This window comes from Nitrospira sp. (assembly GCA_035968315.1).
Classification (GTDB): domain Bacteria; phylum Nitrospirota; class Nitrospiria; order Nitrospirales; family Nitrospiraceae; genus Nitrospira_D.
This window is the reverse complement of record JAVYIN010000002.1, coordinates 64,483-81,321: the sequence shown is the minus strand read 5'-3', so window position 1 is coordinate 81,321 and position 16,839 is coordinate 64,483. Positions and strand designations below refer to the sequence as shown.

Annotated in this window: 11 protein-coding genes; 6 read left to right on the top strand and 5 right to left on the bottom strand. The window is 61.5% G+C overall.

Annotated elements, in window-relative coordinates:
• The first annotated feature begins 144 nt into the window (after window positions 1-144).
• Window positions 145-1,671, top strand: coding sequence for a type II CAAX endopeptidase family protein (locus tag RI101_00645; GenBank protein MEC4888541.1), 1,527 nt, complete (start codon window positions 145-147; stop codon window positions 1,669-1,671).
• A 130-nt stretch (window positions 1,672-1,801) separates the two neighbouring features.
• Here RI101_00645 and RI101_00640 read toward each other — a convergent pair whose 3' ends face one another.
• Window positions 1,802-2,581 carry a hypothetical protein gene (locus RI101_00640; GenBank protein ID MEC4888540.1) on the bottom strand — a complete coding sequence of 260 codons (780 nt, stop codon included), beginning with the start codon at window positions 2,579-2,581 and terminating at the stop codon, window positions 1,802-1,804.
• 179 nt (window positions 2,582-2,760) lie between these two features.
• On the opposite strand from RI101_00640, the gene RI101_00635 reads away from it, so the two are divergent.
• Window positions 2,761-4,188, top strand: a complete 1,428-nt coding sequence (locus RI101_00635) for a hypothetical protein (protein ID MEC4888539.1) — start codon at window positions 2,761-2,763, stop codon at window positions 4,186-4,188.
• 63 nt (window positions 4,189-4,251) lie between these two features.
• Window positions 4,252-8,634, top strand: coding sequence for a DEAD/DEAH box helicase (locus tag RI101_00630; protein ID MEC4888538.1), 4,383 nt, complete (start codon window positions 4,252-4,254; stop codon window positions 8,632-8,634).
• Here the strand turns inward: RI101_00630 and RI101_00625 are convergent.
• Together RI101_00625 and RI101_00620 are read right to left on the bottom strand one after the other, a co-directional pair.
• A complete protein-coding gene (locus RI101_00625; GenBank protein MEC4888537.1) occupies window positions 8,623-9,477 on the bottom strand; it encodes a universal stress protein in 855 nt (284 codons plus the stop codon). The two genes, RI101_00630 and RI101_00625, sit on opposite strands and share 12 nt — an antisense overlap.
• 2 nt (window positions 9,478-9,479) lie before the next feature.
• Entirely contained in the window at window positions 9,480-9,917 is a 438-nt protein-coding gene (locus RI101_00620) for a DUF3015 family protein (GenBank protein ID MEC4888536.1), read from the bottom strand.
• A 141-nt stretch (window positions 9,918-10,058) separates the two neighbouring features.
• On the opposite strand from RI101_00620, the gene RI101_00615 reads away from it, so the two are divergent.
• From RI101_00615 to RI101_00605, 3 genes are all read left to right on the top strand, one after another.
• Window positions 10,059-11,006: a hypothetical protein gene (locus RI101_00615; GenBank protein ID MEC4888535.1), complete on the top strand. Its 948-nt coding sequence runs from the start codon at window positions 10,059-10,061 to the stop codon at window positions 11,004-11,006.
• Window positions 11,007-11,237: 231 nt separating this feature from the next.
• Window positions 11,238-11,576 carry a YnfA family protein gene (locus RI101_00610; GenBank protein MEC4888534.1) on the top strand — a complete coding sequence of 113 codons (339 nt, stop codon included), beginning with the start codon at window positions 11,238-11,240 and terminating at the stop codon, window positions 11,574-11,576.
• Window positions 11,577-11,694: 118 nt separating this feature from the next.
• The gene (locus RI101_00605; GenBank protein ID MEC4888533.1) at window positions 11,695-12,513 is read left to right on the top strand and encodes a sterol desaturase family protein; all 819 of its coding nucleotides are present in this window, start codon (window positions 11,695-11,697) and stop codon (window positions 12,511-12,513) included.
• A gap of 111 nt (window positions 12,514-12,624) precedes the next feature.
• Here RI101_00605 and RI101_00600 read toward each other — a convergent pair whose 3' ends face one another.
• Window positions 12,625-13,584 (bottom strand): carboxypeptidase-like regulatory domain-containing protein, encoded by a 960-nt coding sequence (locus tag RI101_00600; protein ID MEC4888532.1) that lies wholly within the window; start codon window positions 13,582-13,584, stop codon window positions 12,625-12,627.
• A gap of 112 nt (window positions 13,585-13,696) precedes the next feature.
• Complete coding sequence (locus tag RI101_00595) at window positions 13,697-15,925, bottom strand: AMP-binding protein (protein ID MEC4888531.1); 2,229 nt, start codon at window positions 15,923-15,925, stop codon at window positions 13,697-13,699.
• Window positions 15,926-16,839 lie beyond the last annotated feature (914 nt).

Genomic DNA, 16,839 nt, shown 5'->3' with positions numbered 1-16,839 from the left:
TGCAGGGGCATCAGTGCGCCTCAATCGGTCATTGATCAGAGAAGTCAGCGGGTTACGGCGTGACAGTATAGCCAACTCCGGGCGGATAGGCCATGTGATATTCGAGGCGCCAGTGGGGCTCCTACCCAGTTTGGGGGGTAGGTCGTGGCCGGGCTCAATGGTATAGTCGAACCCATGGAATGTGAGCCGCAACCGAATGATCAGCCGCTGCGCGCCGGCGAAGCGGTCGAAACGGTGTCTCCTTCACCGTGTGAGGGGTCCGCTCGCCCGCAATTTTCCCCCTTCGTGAGCATCCTCTCCGCGCTGGTGCTGCTGGCCACGCTCGGGGCCATTCTCTGGTTTTCCTCGCATAGCCCCAAGCTCGACCGTTTTGACGACCCCGATCAGGCCCTCGATCTGATGGTCAGCCGGACGATGGAGGCGCAGGATGGTTTGGAACGGGCGCCAAGGTGGCAACAATGGGTGGCTTCCTGGACGTCCGGCAGTCCTCAGGCCGAACGGGATCAAGCCATCCAGTGGTATCGGGAACTGGTGGCGACGACCGGCACGCCGCAGGCGCAGTTACGGCTGGCGATTCTGCAAGGCGAATCCGGGTATCGCGGAGAGGCCGTCACCGCCGCGCAGGCCTGGAAGGCCGATGCCGAACCGCTTCCTCTCTATGCCCGATTCATTGAATCCGCCTATGGCGACAGGCCGCTCTCACAGGAGGACGAACTGGCCCTGCAGGCCGAGCTGGCCGAAGCCGTGCCCGCCGGGTGGTTCTACAGCCATCTGGCCGCCGCGCTGGCCGCGCGAGCCGGCGACGGGGCATTGGGCGCCACGGTGGCGGGACAGATTCAGGCGCGCGGGGCGCTGGTCGAGCAGCGGGCGCAGGTATTGACCGTAGTGGAGCTGTCCTGCTTGGTGCTTGGCTCGGTGCTGTTGTTCGGGATTGTGCGGTTGAAAGGGCAACGGACGGACATCTTGCGATTGCATCAACCGGGTGTGCCGCCGCCCTGGCCGGGCGGGATCGGCAGTGCGGTGCTGCTGAGGGGCGGGGCGCTGGGGGCCGTCGTGACGCTGGTCTTTCTCTCCTTCGCGCCGATCGAAAATGCCTCATTGCGTGCCCTGGCCATTCCGGCGGCCAACCTTCCGCTTCTGGCGATGGCCTATGCCTACTTGTTGAAGCCGGCGGGATTGAACTTCCGGAACGGATTCGGGTTGCAGATTCACTGGACGCAGGCCGGCCGGCTTGCGGGGATCGTGCTGGCCGTCGTGGCGGCGGGATTGTGGGGCGAATGGGTGATGGGCCGCGTGGCCGAGTCGCTGCACATGACGAATCACTGGACAGAGTGGTTCGATCCCGATCTTGTGTGGGCCTCCGGGTCGGTGTTGACGATCAGCTTGCTGGAGTATGTGGTCTTTGCCCCGATCTTTGAAGAACTCGCCTTTCGGGGCCTGCTGTATGCGATTCTCCGCAGGCGATTGAGGCCGCTGCCCGCGGCGATGATCAGCGCGGGGATATTTGCGCTCGCACATGGGTATGGGGTGATCGGTTTTCTCAGCGTCTTCTGGAGCGGACTGCTCTGGGCTTGGATCTACGAACGGACGGGCAGTGTGCTGCCCGGTATGATCGCGCATGCCACGAACAATCTGCTCGTCTGCGTGAGCGTGATGGCGCTGTTGCGATAGCCGGACGGTGAAACTGTTTTCCAACGGCGGTCTCGCTTCGTCAAAATCCTCAACGTACCCAAGAGGGTACGCCTCCGGTTTTGACTCGGCTGCGGCCTTATTCAAAGCCAGTTTGAACGCCCGCGAGGATTCAAAGAAGAGAAAGCTCTTCGTAGAGATCGTGGTGGTGAATCTGATAGCCGAGGTTCTGCGTCAGTTTCTTGATAGAGATGCGTTTCCCCGGTTCGCGGTCGACGACAGAGAGAGGTGGCGCGATTCCCCTCTGGCACTGGGCATAATCGCAGATCTCTCTCCAGGTGTGGGGCGTGCCGTCGCTGACATTGTAGATTTCTCCGAGGGTGCCTCGTTCGAGCGCCAGGAGGCAGATTGAGGCGAGATCTTCGACGTGGATTAGGTTCACATATTTGCGTGAGGAGCTGACCCGGCCGGTTCTGATCCAGTTGAGGGGATTGCGCCCGGGGCCATAAATCCCGGCGACGCGGAGGACGATCGCGCCGAGGGTGGTGCGGAGATAGTCTTCGCCTTGCACGCGGGGCTTCGTCCCATCGGTTGGAGCCGTTTCGTCGATCCAGGGGGGTGGATAGCCCTGGGAGCCGCCGGTTTCGTAGGCTGACGTGCTGCCGAGTATGACCAGGCGGCAAGACGATGTCCGGAGTCTTTCGGAATACTGTTGCACGAGGTTGAGCGGGGCAGCGGGAAAGCTCCAGAGAATATCGGCGTTGTCGGGGAGAGCCGTCCACGTGTCAGGTTGCGCAAGGTCGAAGCGGAGGCGCTGGTCTCGTGAGAGGTGACTGAGATTCTTGTCTGGATCGCGGCTGGTGGCAAGCACCGTAGCATAGTGCCGGGCCGCAAGGGGCAGGAGAAATCGCGCGGTATAGCCTGAACCAAGGATAATCAGAGTGTTCTGCACAGTGAGATGGCCCTCCGTGTCGCGTGCCGGCAGTGTGCCAGCGATGGTTCGGGAGAGTCTATCGAAAACTTCCCGATGGATTGGCGGTTGGTGATGGCGATGATCTTGCGCAAGAGAGGGATGGTGTCGCGGGTGTCCGCGAGCATTGGCATAAGGCAGGTTGTGTAAGGAGGTAGGATATGAAAGCCATACATGGCTATTGGTCCGTGCCAGCTCTTGGAATGCTCCTGCTCATAGGGTGCAATACAAGCGGTGTCACGAGCAATGATGGCGGAGTGACCAGTGTTGTGTATCGTGCCGATCAATCCACCGATACGGTCGAGGAGCTGTTCTCGGTGAGTTCTGGGGGGCGGATTAATCCTCAACTCGCTTTGCCCAAGACCGTTCAGCGGTTTGCGCTCACGGCAGATCTCTCCTCGGTTATCTATATCGCGGATCAGGACGCCACATCCGTTTATGAATTGTATCGGGTCAATCTGGCGGCGCCGGGAACGAGCACGAAGCTCAGTGCCGCAGCGATTACCGGAGGGAAGGATGTACAGGATTTTAAACTGCTTCCTGATGGCACAGGGGTGGTGTATCTCGCCGATCAAGACACGGATGGAGTCAATGAGCTGTATAAGGTGCTGTTTTCATCGCCGGGGACGTCTACAAGAGTCAATGGGACGCTGACGACGGGAGGCAATGTGCTGGAGTTTGATGTCACGGCGAACAGCGGGAGCGTCGTGTATCGAGCAGACCAGGACACAGATACAGTTGTCGAACTCTATCGGACGATTGTGTCCAGTGGTGCGAATTCCAAACTGCATTCCAACTACGCATCAGGGAAATCCGTCTCTTCCTTCAAGCTGTTGCCCAATAGCACGGGGGTGGTGTATACCGCCAATCAAACGAGCAGCAGTGTGACGGAGTTGTATGAGACCGTGTTTGGAGGCGGTACGGGAGTGACGGTCAGCAATACCCTGGCTACCGGCGGGAATGTGCTGGACTTTGTTGTGAGTCCTGACAGCGCCAGCGTCGTGTATCGAGCTGACCAGGACACGGATGGCATTAACGAACTCTATCGCGTTGCCCTGGCATCTCCCACAGTGAGTGTGAAAATGAATGGGGGGCTTATTTCTGGTGGGAATGTGAGTGCGACCTATGTCGTGACACCGGATAGCGCCAGTGTCGTGTATATCGCAGATGAAGCGGTTGATGAACAATTCGAACTCTATCGGACGGTATTTTCCGGTGTGACCAGGACGCCTCTGACAAGTCCTCGTATTGGTGTCGGAGAGGATGTCTATGGTGTGGCGACTATTCCTGATAGCAGCGGAGTCGTCTACATCGCGGACGAGACATCCGCAGGGACGAGAGAGTTGTACCGGGTGCTGTTTGCAACGCCTGCAACGAGTACCAAGCTCAATCCGACGCTAGCCAGCGGACGGGTCGTGGAGGAGGCTGTGGTGACGTCCAACAGTGCCTCGGTTCTGTATCGGGCGAATCAGACCTCGGCGGCGGCCGTGGAACTCTACCAAGTCTTTTTCTCATCGGCTGGAACGAGCACGACGTTGAATGGAAATCTTATCACGGGTGGGAATGTCAGCGCGTTCGCCGTCAGGTAGGCGCGCTTCCTGCGTCAGTGGGGCCCTTGGAGGAGGCGCGCCGCTTTGGTAGGATGACAGCTTGTGAGCCTCTCCACGTTTCATCCCCTCATTGCCGATTGGTTCCGGTCGCAGATTGGTGAGCCGACCGATGTCCAGGTGCAGGCCTGGCCGGCCATTCAATCCGGTGCGGATGCGCTGATTGCCGCGCCGACCGGGTCGGGGAAGACGCTCGCCGCGTTTCTGTCCTGTATCGATTCCCTCTTCAAACAAGCTCTCGCCCGCGAACTCGACGACCACACCCAGGTGTTGTACGTCTCGCCACTGAAGGCGCTGAGCAACGACATCCAGAAGAATCTGCAGAAGCCGTTGACGGAGATCGGCCAGGCCGCGCTACAGGCCGGGCTGCTCATGCCCGAACTACGCGTACTGGTCCGCACCGGGGACACGCCTATGGCGGACCGGCAGCAGATGCTGAAGCGGCCGCCGCATATTCTGGTCACGACGCCGGAGTCGCTCTTCATTCTCCTGACCGCCGACAAAAGCCGCCGGATGCTGCAAACCGTGCGGACGGTGATCGTGGACGAAATCCATGCGCTGGCGCCGAACAAGCGCGGCGCGCACGTGGCCTTGTCACTGGAGCGGCTTGACGCGCTCACATTGGCCAAGCCGCAGCGCATCGGGCTCTCGGCCACGCAACGGCCTATTGAACTGGTTGCAGAGTTTCTGGTGGGCGCTCGCCAACGCCCGATGATCATTGATGTCGGCCATCGCCGCGAACTCGATCTCGCGGTGGAGGTGCCCAAAGATGAACTGAGCGCGATTGCTACGAATACAGTCTGGTCCGATGTCTACGACCGCGTGGCCGAATTGGTCCGGCAGCATCGCTCGACGCTGGTGTTCGTCAATACTCGACGTCTGGCGGAGCGCGTCTCGCACTATCTGGAAGAACGCCTCCAGGATTTGGGCCCCGGCGTGGTGGCGGCGCATCACGGCAGCCTGTCACGGCAGATTCGTCTGCATGCCGAAGAGCGGCTCAAGACTGGCAAGACCCGCGTGGTCATTGCCACGGCTTCGCTGGAATTAGGCATCGACGTCGGGACGGTGGATCTGGTCTGTCAGATCGGCTCCCCGAGGGCCATTGCCACGGCGCTGCAGCGGATCGGTCGTGCCGGTCACTGGATCAAGGCCGTTCCAAAAGGCCGACTCTTTGCCATGACGCGGGACGAGTTGTTGGAATGCGCCGCGCTTGTTCGCGCTATTCGGGCGGGGACGTTGGACCGCATCGAGGTGCCGATCGCGCCACTCGATATTTTGTCGCAACAGATCGTCGCGGCGGCGGCGAGTCAGACGTGGACGGAAGACGACTTGTTTTCCCTCTGCCGGCGGGCCTATCCGTACAGGAATCTGTCGCGGGAAGAGTTTGATCAGGTGGTGCGGATGTTATCCGATGGGATTGCGACCCAACGAGGCCGGGGCCATGCCTATGTGTATCATGACCGGATCAACCGCCGGATCAAGGGGCGGCGCGGGGCGCGACTGGCAGCCATCACGTCAGGCGGGGCGATTCCGGATACGGCCAACTATGCGGTGGTGGCGGAACCGGACGGCACGGTCGTGGGGTCGGTGGACGAGGATTTTGCCGTGGAAAGCCTGGCCGGCGACATCATGTTGCTCGGCAATACCTCGTGGCGGATTCAGCGGATCGAAGCGGGCAAAGTTCGTGTTGAAGATGCGCAAGGGGCGCCGCCGAATATCCCCTTCTGGCGGGGCGAGGCCCCGTCGAGGACGGCGGAACTTTCTGCGGAGGTGGCTTCTCTGCGGCAAGCGATCGCGCAGCGGGTTAGTGGCGCGGGGCCAGAGGCACGAGGTGGAGAGGATGTTTCTCACCTGCCTCTCGCCTCTCGCCTCTTGCCCATGGCCTGGCTTCGCCACGAATGTGCGCTCGACCAGCGCGGCGCGGAGCAGGCGGTGGCCTATGTGACGGCGGGGCTGGCGGCGCTGGGGACGGTGCCGACGCAACGGACGATTATCGCCGAGCGGTTTTTCGACGAAAGCGGCGGGATGCAGTTGGTGATCCACGCGCCGTTCGGCGGGCGGATCAACCGGGCCTGGGGCCTCGCCCTGCGGAAACGCTTTTGTGTCACCTTCGATTTCGAGCTGCAAGCGGCGGCGACGGATAACGGCTTGGTGATCTCGCTGGGTGAGAAACACAGCTTCCCGCTGGAGTCCGTGTTCGGGTATCTCCAGTCGCATTCCGTGCGGGACGTGCTGATTCAGGCCGTCTTGCTCGCGCCGATGTTCACGACGCGCTGGCGATGGAACGTCTCGCGGGCGCTCGCGCTGCTGCGATTCTCCAACGGGAAAAAGGTGCCGCCGCAGATTCAACGCATGAAAGCCGAGGATTTGCTGGCCGCGGTCTTCCCCGATGCCATTGCGTGCCAGGAGAATCTCACCGGGGCGCGGGCGGCGCGGCAGATTCCCGATCATCCGTTGGTCAAGGAGACGCTGCGGGATTGCCTGACGGAGGCCATGGATCTGGACGGCCTCACGAGCGTATTGGCAGACATCGAGGCGGGCCGCATCCATTGCGTGGCGGTCGATACCCCGGCACCCTCTCCCTTCTCGCACGAAATTCTGAATGCCAATCCCTATGCCTTTCTCGATGACGCGCCATTGGAAGAACGGCGGGCGCGGGCGGTGGAGATGCGGCGGACCCTGCCGCCGGCATTGCTTGGCCAGGTGGGTGCGCTCGATCCCGAGGCGATTGAAGAAGTGGAGCGGGAATCGTGGCCGGTCGTGCGCGATCCCGATGAGTTGCACGATGCCGTGCTCACGTTGGTGTGGCTGCCCGATGACCAGATGCAGCCATGGGCGGCGTTTGTGCCGGTCTTGATCGAATCTGGACGTGTGGTTTTTGTGCAGGCGAGAGGCGATGGGCGAGAGGCGAGGGGGTGGGTGGCGACGGAGAACCGGGACGGGATTGAACGGGTATTTGCCGATGGTGATGACACCACGCTCGATGCCATCGTTCTGGGCTGGATGGAAAGCATCGGGCCGACGACGGTCGCCGCCCTCGCTGCCCGGCTGCATCTGCCCTCCGATGCCGTGAATGGATCGATGTTGAGGCTGGAGGCGATGGGCCAAGTCCTACGCGGCCAATTCCGGCCTCAAGGCCTGGCACGGGGCACGGGGCTAGAGGTTAGTGGTGAGGGAATCAGCTCTTGCCCCTTGCCCCAGGCCTCTTGCCTCACGCCTGCCGCGCGAGCGGAAGAATGGTGCCATCGCCGCCTCCTCGCGCGCATTCACCGGCTCACGCTGGGCCGCCTGCGCAAGGAGATTGAGCCGGTAACGGCGGCCGATTTCATGTCGTTTCTGCTGCGCTGGCAGCATGTGGCGCCGGGCGCGCGGATGCATGGGGAGGCGGGGCTTGCCGAGGTCATCGCGCAGTTGGCGGGATTTGAGGCGGCGGCGGCGGCGTGGGAGCCGCAGCTGCTGCGCAGCCGGCTGGCGAAGTTTGAGCCGGAGCTCTTGGACCGCCTGTGTTTGAGCGGGGCCGTGAGTTGGGGCCGGTTATCTCGCCACCCGCGGCTGATGCCATCAGGGGATCTCGATCGGGCACGCCGGATTGTTCCCACCAGCGTGGCGCCGATCACCCTCTTTCCGCGAGAGGAAGGGGAGTGGCTGATGGAGGCGGTGCAGGATCGGGCTGTGTCTTCCTGGACAGATCCCTCTACGCTGGTGAGTGCCGTGGGGCAGAATCTGCTTCGGGTTTTGCGTGAGCGAGGGGCCAGCTTCTTTGCCGACTTGGTGCGGCTGACGCACCATCTTCCGACGGAAGTGGAAGAGGGGTTGTGGGAACTGGTGGCTGCCGGCCTTGTGACGGCCGACGGGTTCGATAATCTGCGGGCGCTCATGGATCCGCAGCGGCGCCGGGCAGAGGGGCGGGCGCGGCTGCGCCGTCCACGTCACGCAGCCGGGCGGTGGTCATTGCTCCGAAGTGCTATCAGCCATCAGCCATCGCCTATCAGCTACATGGAAAAAGTCGCCCGTCAGCTCTTGCGCCGGTATGGCGTGGTGTTTCGCGATCTGCTGGCGCGGGAGACGCTGGTACAGTCCTGGCGGGATTTGCTGGTGGCGTACCGGAGAATGGAGATGAAGGGCGAGGTGCGCGGCGGGCGTTTCGTGGCCGGGTTTGTCGGAGAGCAATTTGCCTTGCCGGAAGCCCTTGAGTCATTGCGCGCGTTGCGCAAGAGCGGGTTTGGAATCTCTCAGGAAATCAAGTTGTCGGCGGTGGATCCGCTGAATCTCGCCGGCGTCATCCTGCCGGGGCCGAGAATCCCCTCGGTGCTGACGAACTTTCTGGTCATCAAAGAGGGACGTATTGTCCGCACCGTGATGGGAAAGCACGGCGGGGAGAGCCGGATCGATGAAACGCTGGCGGTGCGAGGCCTGTTAGACCGGTAGGGCCAGCAGGGGGCAGCGGGCGCCACGCAAGACCCGCTCGGTGACGCTGCCACGCATCATATCGAGCAATGATTGCTGCTTCGCCGTGGTCATCACGATCAGATCGACATCGAAATCCGCGCCCATCCCGAGGATCACATCGACCACATTGCCTCGGCAAGTCATCGTGTGCCAGAGCCAGCCTGTCTGGCTGGGATAGCGGATGGACTGGAGAGTGTCGTCGTCTCCGACATGGACGACGACGACGGTCAGGTTGTCGCATCCCAAGGCGGCCGCCAGTTGGGCAGTCGTATCGATGGCGAGTTGAGGCTGAGAGTCGGCGCTGACGGGAACGAGCACGCGGCGCAGTTTCGGCTGCCCCGATTCCTTCACCACAAATCCTTCAACGTGAGCCGGGACGAAGAGGGTGGCGGTGTGGCTTCCGCGTGCCACCGGTTCGGCGATGGGAGCGTGCTGCCAGCGCGTGAGTCCTTCGTATTGATTGGTGGACATCACCAGCAAATCGGCCGGATGCGTGCCGAGGTAGCGGAGAATGCCCTCAGCTGGGGTTTTGCCGACGGTTCTGGTTTTTTTAATCGTGATGCCCAAGTCGCGGACCTGTTCGCGACGGCTTCCCTTCGGGAGCGCGCCCCATCGCTCGAGAATCGGGCGGACTTTGGGAAAATCTTCGAAGTCTGCGCGCGCCACCTCCGGGTCTACATGCATGACCGACAATTCTCCCTGTGCCGCGAGGGTCAGTTTGATGGCATGGACCAACCCGGTGTGGCTGTCCTCGGTGAAGTCCGAGGGGTGGATGATCCGGCGATAGGGGAGCCCCGTAGCCGGGGCAACGGGGGGCGTCATGATTAATGTTGTGGGGTTGTGTCGGCCATGCGCCGATAGGGTTGTGCGGTGTCTTGCAGCAGGGTCAGCCAGGCGGCCGGAGTGTCCTGCGAGGGTTCTTGTGTCAGGGCATAGCGAGCTTGTACGTCCGCGCCGTAGGCGAGGCGATCCTGCGCCGGTACGCCGAGCAGGGCGCCAAGGGAGGTCAGGTACTCTCCCTGTCCCTTCGCTATATCGTGTTGCAGGTTGGTCTGGTTCATGGTGACAAAGGCAATGGCCTTGTGTTCCGGGTGGAGCAGGCCATCCTCATTCCACCAGGCATGGCCTGAAGTCGTGCCGGTGACATTCGATGTCGTATCCGTGGTTTGCTTGAATGTGGCTTTGACGGAGCACCCGGTCGCGATCACGTTGATGGCCAGGAAGGCCGATGCGAGGAGGAGAGAGGCCGATGGTGTGCGCATGGGATGTCTCCTTTGGTTTGGGGATGCCTCAGGGCCTATGCAAGAATCAACTATATCATAGCCCTTCTTAAGTTTAACTAGTAAGGTACCGATAGGATTGACAGGCCGGGGTGCAGGCTATCTGGGATCCGGGAGTATCCGATGCCAATTGCAGGGCTCACACAATTCGATCCATCCACATTCTTTCAGGCCCCTGCGCCATCGGCACAGGGCGTCCAGCGTCTGGATACGAACGTCTCCGCCATTTCCACGGCCAGCGACCTGACCGGCCGGCTCAGCGTGGTGACAGCGGAGGGAGACAAGATTACCCTCTCCGCCGATCTGGAAGCCCGGTTCCAGGCCGCCAGTTACCAGGGGCATGCCGAGTCGAACGGGAAGACGGTGGATGTCCGCGCACAAGGCGCAGCCTTCTCCTTGTCGCAACAGTACGGCGTGACGGTCGAGGGCGACTTGAACGAGCAGGAAGTGCATGATTTAGAAGGCCTCTTCCGGAAGGTGTCGAATATCTTCAGTAAATTTTTCAATGGGCAGGACGAGGCAGCGCTGGCCAAGACGGTTTCACTGGCCGAGCAGTTTGGACAGGCCTCATCTTTGTCGAGCTTGGACTTGAGCGTAGATGTGGAGCGGTCGGTCACCATGCTTGCCTCGCAGATGGTGTCAGCGGTGACCGGGTCCTTTCCAAATTCGACGGCTACCCCGGGTGGGGCGTCTGCGACGGCGGCGGTGATCCCGCAGCCGTCCACCGGTACCACGGCGCCCACCCCGCCTTCGACGGCCTCGCCAGACGGGGCTCGTCTCCTCGCGCCCGCTCAGGATGCGCACCCAACGGCGTCATTGGTTCGGCAAATCCTGGACGCGCTGGAGCAGAGCCGGCTGGATGTGGAAAAGACGAAGAAGTACCTCCCCGATTTTCTCAAGAAACTGCGTGAGGACCTCGGGAAAGACGCAGGGGGCGAGCGGGACGCCGAGTCTGCCGAGCAGGCAGATCCTGTGGCTGCGCCGCCGAGCCCAACGATTCTCAACGGCAGCATGCTTGTGGCCTATCAGGCGGCACGTCAGACCACCTTCTCCTTTTCTCTCAGAACATAAGGGCAACCGCGTCAGCCGCAGGGCTGGCGTCAAGTGTCGCAACGGCGGGATGTGGCGTGGCCACACCCGCCGTTGTCGTTTTGCCGAAGAAATATCGTCTGAGCGATCCTCCGCGTTGACAAGTCCTGGTATACGCGTAAGAATCATTGCGCCTTCAGTCTGTCGAAGGAATATAAAGGTGGCTGCCCGGGTCTGAGGAAGAGATTAAGGGGGGCAAAGGACAATCTGCTGATGTTGGAACTGAAAACCGTCGCACTGTTCGTGGCTACTGCGGTCGCTGAAATTGTCGGGTGTTATCTTCCCTATTTATGGCTGAAGAAGGACGCTTCGATCTGGGTGTTGTTTCCCGCTGCAGCGAGTCTGGTGGTGTTTGCCTGGCTGTTGACGCTGCATCCGCTCGCCGCCGGGCGTGTCTATGCCGCATATGGCGGGGTCTATGTGTCGGTTGCCATCGTCTGGCTCTGGCTCGTTGACGGGGTGCGTCCTTCCCCATGGGATTGGGTCGGCGTCGCGGTCTGTCTCTGCGGCATGGCGATCATCATGTTTGCGCCACGCCAGGTGTCATCCTAATGGCGGGAAGCGATGGCCCAGAGACTCTTGATCGGTCTGTTTGCCAGCCTGAATCCATTCAATCCACGGTGTCTCTTACCATCCGCAGGGCGCTCACTCTGTCGAGGAGAGGAGTTATATGGCGTCTCAAGACCTGATTCGTATGGGCTCGTATCTGTCGGTGCTGGGCGTGATGGCCATGTGGGAATGGCTGGCGCCGCGCCGCCCGTTGACGGCGTCGAAGTTCTGCCGCTGGGGCGGCAATCTCACGATTGTGGCCTTGAATACGGTCATTGCGCGGCTGTTGTTTTCTGGCGGCGTGGTGGCGATGGCGGCTCTGGCGCAGGAGCGGGGCTGGGGTCTGTTGAATTGGGTCGACGGGCCGGCCTGGCTTGAAATGGGCCTGGCGGTGGTGCTGCTGGACTTCATCATCTACTGGCAGCATCAGGTGTTTCATCTGGTTCCGATCCTCTGGCGCTTTCATATGATGCATCATTCTGACCTGGATCTGGATGTGTCCAGCGGGGTGCGGTTTCATCCGGTGGAGATGGTCTTCTCGCTGCTGGTGAAGAGCGCGGCGGTGCTGGTGCTCGGGGTGGCTCCCCTGGCGGTGGTCGCGTTTGAGATCGTGCTGAATGCCACGGCGTTGTTTAACCACAGCAATGTGCGGATGCCGCTGGGGCTTGATCGCGCGCTCCGCTGGGTCATTGTCACGCCGGACATGCACCGCATTCACCATTCGACGGATAGGCGGGAGACGAACAGCAACTACGGATTTAATGTGCCTTGGTGGGACCGGCTCTTCGGGACCTACTGTGCTGAGCCAGCCTTGGGACAACTGGGGATGAAGATCGGCCTGGAACACCTCGGGCCGCCGGTCTGCTTGAATCTCTTCATGATGCTCCGGTTCCCGTTCGTCGCCACGCTTGGACGCTATGCAGGACGGACTCAAGCCTAGGCAGGATAGGAAAGCCAAAAACAAAAGAGGCCGCCGGGTTGCCCCGGCGGCCTCTTTGTTTCTCTAAGCCTTGTTCTTCTTGGACGCGAGTGGTTTCGTGCCCGGTCTTTTCTAGTTGTGCCCGGCCGGGTGATCCTGTTTCTCCACCAGCGGATCGATTTCTTTCTTCGCGCCCTCGGTCACGTTGTAGCGCACGTAGGCATGATCCAGCACTTCGTTGGCGTAGAGCCGTCCCGTCGGTGCCGGGACCGCGATGTTGGCTTCCACGGTTCCCTTGGGGCCAATGGTCACGGTTTGCTCGGTCGCGGTGCGGATATAGGGGTGCCACACGACCAGCTTGTACGTGCCTGGCGGCACATCGGTGATGGTGTACCGGCCCTGCTCATCGGTCTTGGCATAGTACGGATTGGTGACGGCGACGCCCCAGCTCTCCATGTAGGCATGGAAGCCGCATTGCATCACGAAAATCCGCCGGTTCTTGCTGAGATTGACCAATTGCTTCATCGGCGGGCCGGCCATGTGCTTGTGATACATGCCGGCTTCGGTGCGATCCTTGAAGTTGCGCGGATGCTGCGGGTTCATCGGCAGCGGCACGTTGAAGAGCACGCGCGCGCCTAAATTCGACGTTTCATAGGCTTGAATGTCGTGCATGACCGGATCCATGTTGACCACGGTCACTTTCTGCTCATCCCGCACGACGGTCGTGAACGGAAGGAAGAGGCAGTCCTTGGCCTCGATCTGCGGCACGCCGCCCACGTCGAAGGGTTTGCCCTTCTCGATGCCTTCGAGATAGACCACCACCTCGCGGAACTCGCCGGCCGGTCCGACGTTGAACGGCTGCAGGATGCGCCAGCCTTCGCCATCGGAGATGCGGCCGCAATAGAAGGGGTCGGGCAGGGTGGTCAAGTTGTAGCCTTTCGGCTTGGGGATCGCTCCCTCCAGCTTGACGGTGCCGGTGAGGGTGCCTCCCTCAGCCACGGCGGTTTCTTCATAGGCCCAGGCGGAAGAGCCAACACTGGACATGAGTGCGAAGAGAGCGATCAGAATGGCGCGCATGGTAAGTCCTCTCATGGCAGAAATCGTTGGGGCCTGCGATCACGCATCGGTTTGGATGCCAGGGGCGACCGTCGTCCGATAGCGGGAAGCCGATTATAACGCATTTCCTCCCTCGGGAGGCAATGGCTCACACCTCAGGTCCTTGCAGCCGTTCTATTGCGATGCGTTTGATGCCGCGCAGATCCAGCTTGCCGGTGCCGAGAACCGGCAGCGCCTCGACTTTCACGAATTGGCTTTTCGCGGGGATGAAGAGATTGGGCAGTCCGATGGCGGCCAGTTTGTCGAGCACCTGGGGGAGGCCGGCTTCGTCGAGGGTGTAGAGCACGGCCAGCCGCTCGCCTTTTTTCTCGTCCGGCAGGCCGGTGACCGCGAAGACCTGCGTCTCGGCGCCGGCTGCCTGTTGCAGCGCGTCTTCGACCTTGCCATGCGGAACCATCTCGCCGCCGATTTTCGAGAAGCGGGAGAGCCGGTCGGTAATAGTGAGAAATCCATCTTCATCGAGCGTGGCGATGTCCCCGGTAATGTACCACCCGTCTTTCATGGCTTTGGCCGTCAGGTCCTCCCGCCCCAGGTAGCCGCTCATGACGTTGGGGCCCTTGACGAGCAGCATGCCGGGCTGGCCGGGGGGCAGGACGGCCCAGGTATCGGGATCGACAATGCGCACGGACACGCCGGGGAACGGCTGGCCAACCGTCCCGCGCCGCGAGGCGGCCTGGTAGAAGCCGGCGGCGCGGAAGTCGGGGCAGTTGGAAGATATGACCGGCGCGCATTCCGTGACGCCATACCCTTCGACCGGTGTGATGCCGAATTTGTCTTGGAAGGCCTGCGCGAGCCGCAGCGGAAGTTTTTCCGCGCCGGTCAGCACGACGCGCAAGGAGCGGAACTGTTCCGGGGTGCAACGGCGCAGATAGAGTTGGAGGAACGTCGGCGTCACCACCAGCAGCGACACCCGGTACGTGCTGCAGAGTTCGCCGATGGCGGCGACGTCCAGGGGCGAGGGATGGAAGACCATTCCCACATTGTGGCGGGTGTAGTACCACAGCAGCATGTAGCCGAAGGAATGGAAGAAGGGGAGGATGCCCAAGGCGCGGTCGGCCTGGCTGACGTGGAGGACTTGCGCCGCGCCCTCGACGTTCGAGTTGATGGCAAAGTGTGACAGCATCACGCCCTTGGGCTCGCCGGTGCTGCCGCTGCTGAAGATGATGGTGGCGAGGTCGTCCAGGTTGATCGGCTGCGTGCGGCCACAGGCCCGCTCCAGCAGACCGATCGGCGCACAGAGCCCGAGCAGCAGAGCCGCCAACTTTGCGCCGCCGCCGATTGTCTTGGCGATATCTTCCAGATAGAGGATGGTGACTCCGCCAGGGATGTCGAGCTTGGCTTTGTCGATAAATTGGCGGCTAGTGAGCACCGTCTTGAGTCCGGCTTGCGTGACGGCCGATTCGAGCCCCGCGCGCCCCACGGTGTAATTCAAGTTCACGCTGGTTTTTCCGGCGAGGGCGGCGGCGACGTTGATCAGCGCGCCGGGAACGCTGGGCGGCAGCAGCAGCCCCACCTGGCGCTGGCCTTCCCAATGATGTGTCATGGCGCGTGCCAGGGAGATGGTTCCGATCACGGCCTTCAGCCCCGTGATGTGCGGGCGCGCCGCGTCTGCCATGGCGAAGGTGAGCGGATGGCGGCGCCAGGCGGCAATGACCGGCCGGTGGATGGGCTGTTGATCGGCTTTGCGCAACCCCCAGGCGGCTTCGCCCAACTCGCGCACGAGCCGCCGAATGTCATGGGCCGGCGTCTCCGCGGGCTGCGGGGCTCCGAAGGAGACGGTCACCGGATAGGGAATCCGCTCGGGCCATTTCGTGACGAACCGGCCGTTCACAAAACTGAAGAGACTCCCCCAGATCCGGTCCAGATGCACCGGAATGACCGGCACGGTCCGGCCTTTGACCAGGTGCTCGAACCGTTGTCCGAAGGATAGTCCGGCGTTGGTCGTAGCTGCAGGCCCGTCTGGGAAGAGGCAGACGATCTCGCCCTGGTCGAGGGCGTCACCGGCTGTGCGGAGTGCGTGTAGGGTAGCTGACTGGTCGCCGAAGAATGGAATGGGAATGACGCCGAGGGCGGCCATGAGCCATCGGAAGTGCGGTTGGGTGGCGCAGGCGGCATCGACAGCGAGGCGAACGGGCCGGTCGAGGCTGGCGATCAGCAGAAAGCCATCGATGAACGACAGATGGTTGGGGACGAGCAGTGCGCCGCCGGTCTGCGGCACGTTGGCCCGGCCAAGCACCGTGACGCGATAGAGGATCTTGATGGCAAGCCTCATGGCGAGGCAAATAAAGGTGCTGCAGGTGAAGGATCTCATAAACATGGCACTATACGGACAAGCGTGCGCGAGGGCAATGCTGCTGCCCCGTTGGCCTGGCAATATTAGATAGTTGTCCTAGGGGCTGATGGACCGATTGCCAGGGCCTGATGGATTGTGAATACTGCGTGTCTGATGAGTCTCATGCATTCGCGACGATCCTTGCCGAGGAAGGCAACGCCGTGCTGGGTGCGACAATGCTCAGGAAGTATGGTCTCTCAGGCTGCCTGATCCACGAGTTTTCGACGGATTGTGTGGCCATCTCTCTCCCTCCCCGTCCCATTCGGACAACATTCTCATTTCACCAATCCATACAACGGGCGAGTGCCGTCATGGAGTGGAGTCTGTATCCCTGCAGAAGGCTAAAGAGTCTCTTGCGTAGCGACAGGTAGAAAACGAATTGCGCCAACCTGAGATGAGTTTCTAGCGCAGAGAGTCTCAAGCGTGCGCGAGGGAGTCGTGCGAGTCGCAGGGGAATGTCCCATTCCGTTCTTGGTTCCAAGACCGTTGTGCCAGAAGCATTCTCGCGATCTGGAAGCGTCGTACGCCGATAGGCGTATAGACGCTGGTAGATGCCTGGGGTAATGGTATCCAGTGTGCCGGTCAATCTGGGGTAATGCTGGCTATTGTCTCGTGCGAATATGGAGCTGCGCAGCCATGACTCAAAAACTGGAGAGTCTCACCGTGCGAGAGCGGGAGGTCTTGGGGCTTCTGACGCACGGGGATAGGACCAAAGACTTAGCGCGGCAACTGGGGATCAGTCCCCGTACCATGCAGAAGCATTTGCAGAGGATTTACGCCAAGTTAGGAGTGGAAGGGCGGACCGCTGCAGCTCTCTTCGCGGTGCGAGCCGCTACTAAGTAAGAAAAACATATATGCGAGGGTCGCACGGCTGTTTTCGAGATGTGGGACGCTCCCTT

Coding starts and splice junctions, on each gene's coding strand:
- RI101_00635 (MEC4888539.1), top strand. CDS start 2,761: ATGAAAGCCATACATGGCTATTGGTCCGTGCCAGCTCTTGGAATGCTC.
- RI101_00625 (MEC4888537.1), bottom strand. CDS start 9,477: ATGACGCCCCCCGTTGCCCCGGCTACGGGGCTCCCCTATCGCCGGATC.
- RI101_00620 (MEC4888536.1), bottom strand. CDS start 9,917: ATGCGCACACCATCGGCCTCTCTCCTCCTCGCATCGGCCTTCCTGGCC.
- RI101_00615 (MEC4888535.1), top strand. CDS start 10,059: ATGCCAATTGCAGGGCTCACACAATTCGATCCATCCACATTCTTTCAG.
- RI101_00610 (MEC4888534.1), top strand. CDS start 11,238: ATGTTGGAACTGAAAACCGTCGCACTGTTCGTGGCTACTGCGGTCGCT.
- RI101_00605 (MEC4888533.1), top strand. CDS start 11,695: ATGGCGTCTCAAGACCTGATTCGTATGGGCTCGTATCTGTCGGTGCTG.
- RI101_00600 (MEC4888532.1), bottom strand. CDS start 13,584: ATGAGAGGACTTACCATGCGCGCCATTCTGATCGCTCTCTTCGCACTC.
- RI101_00595 (MEC4888531.1), bottom strand. CDS start 15,925: ATGTTTATGAGATCCTTCACCTGCAGCACCTTTATTTGCCTCGCCATG.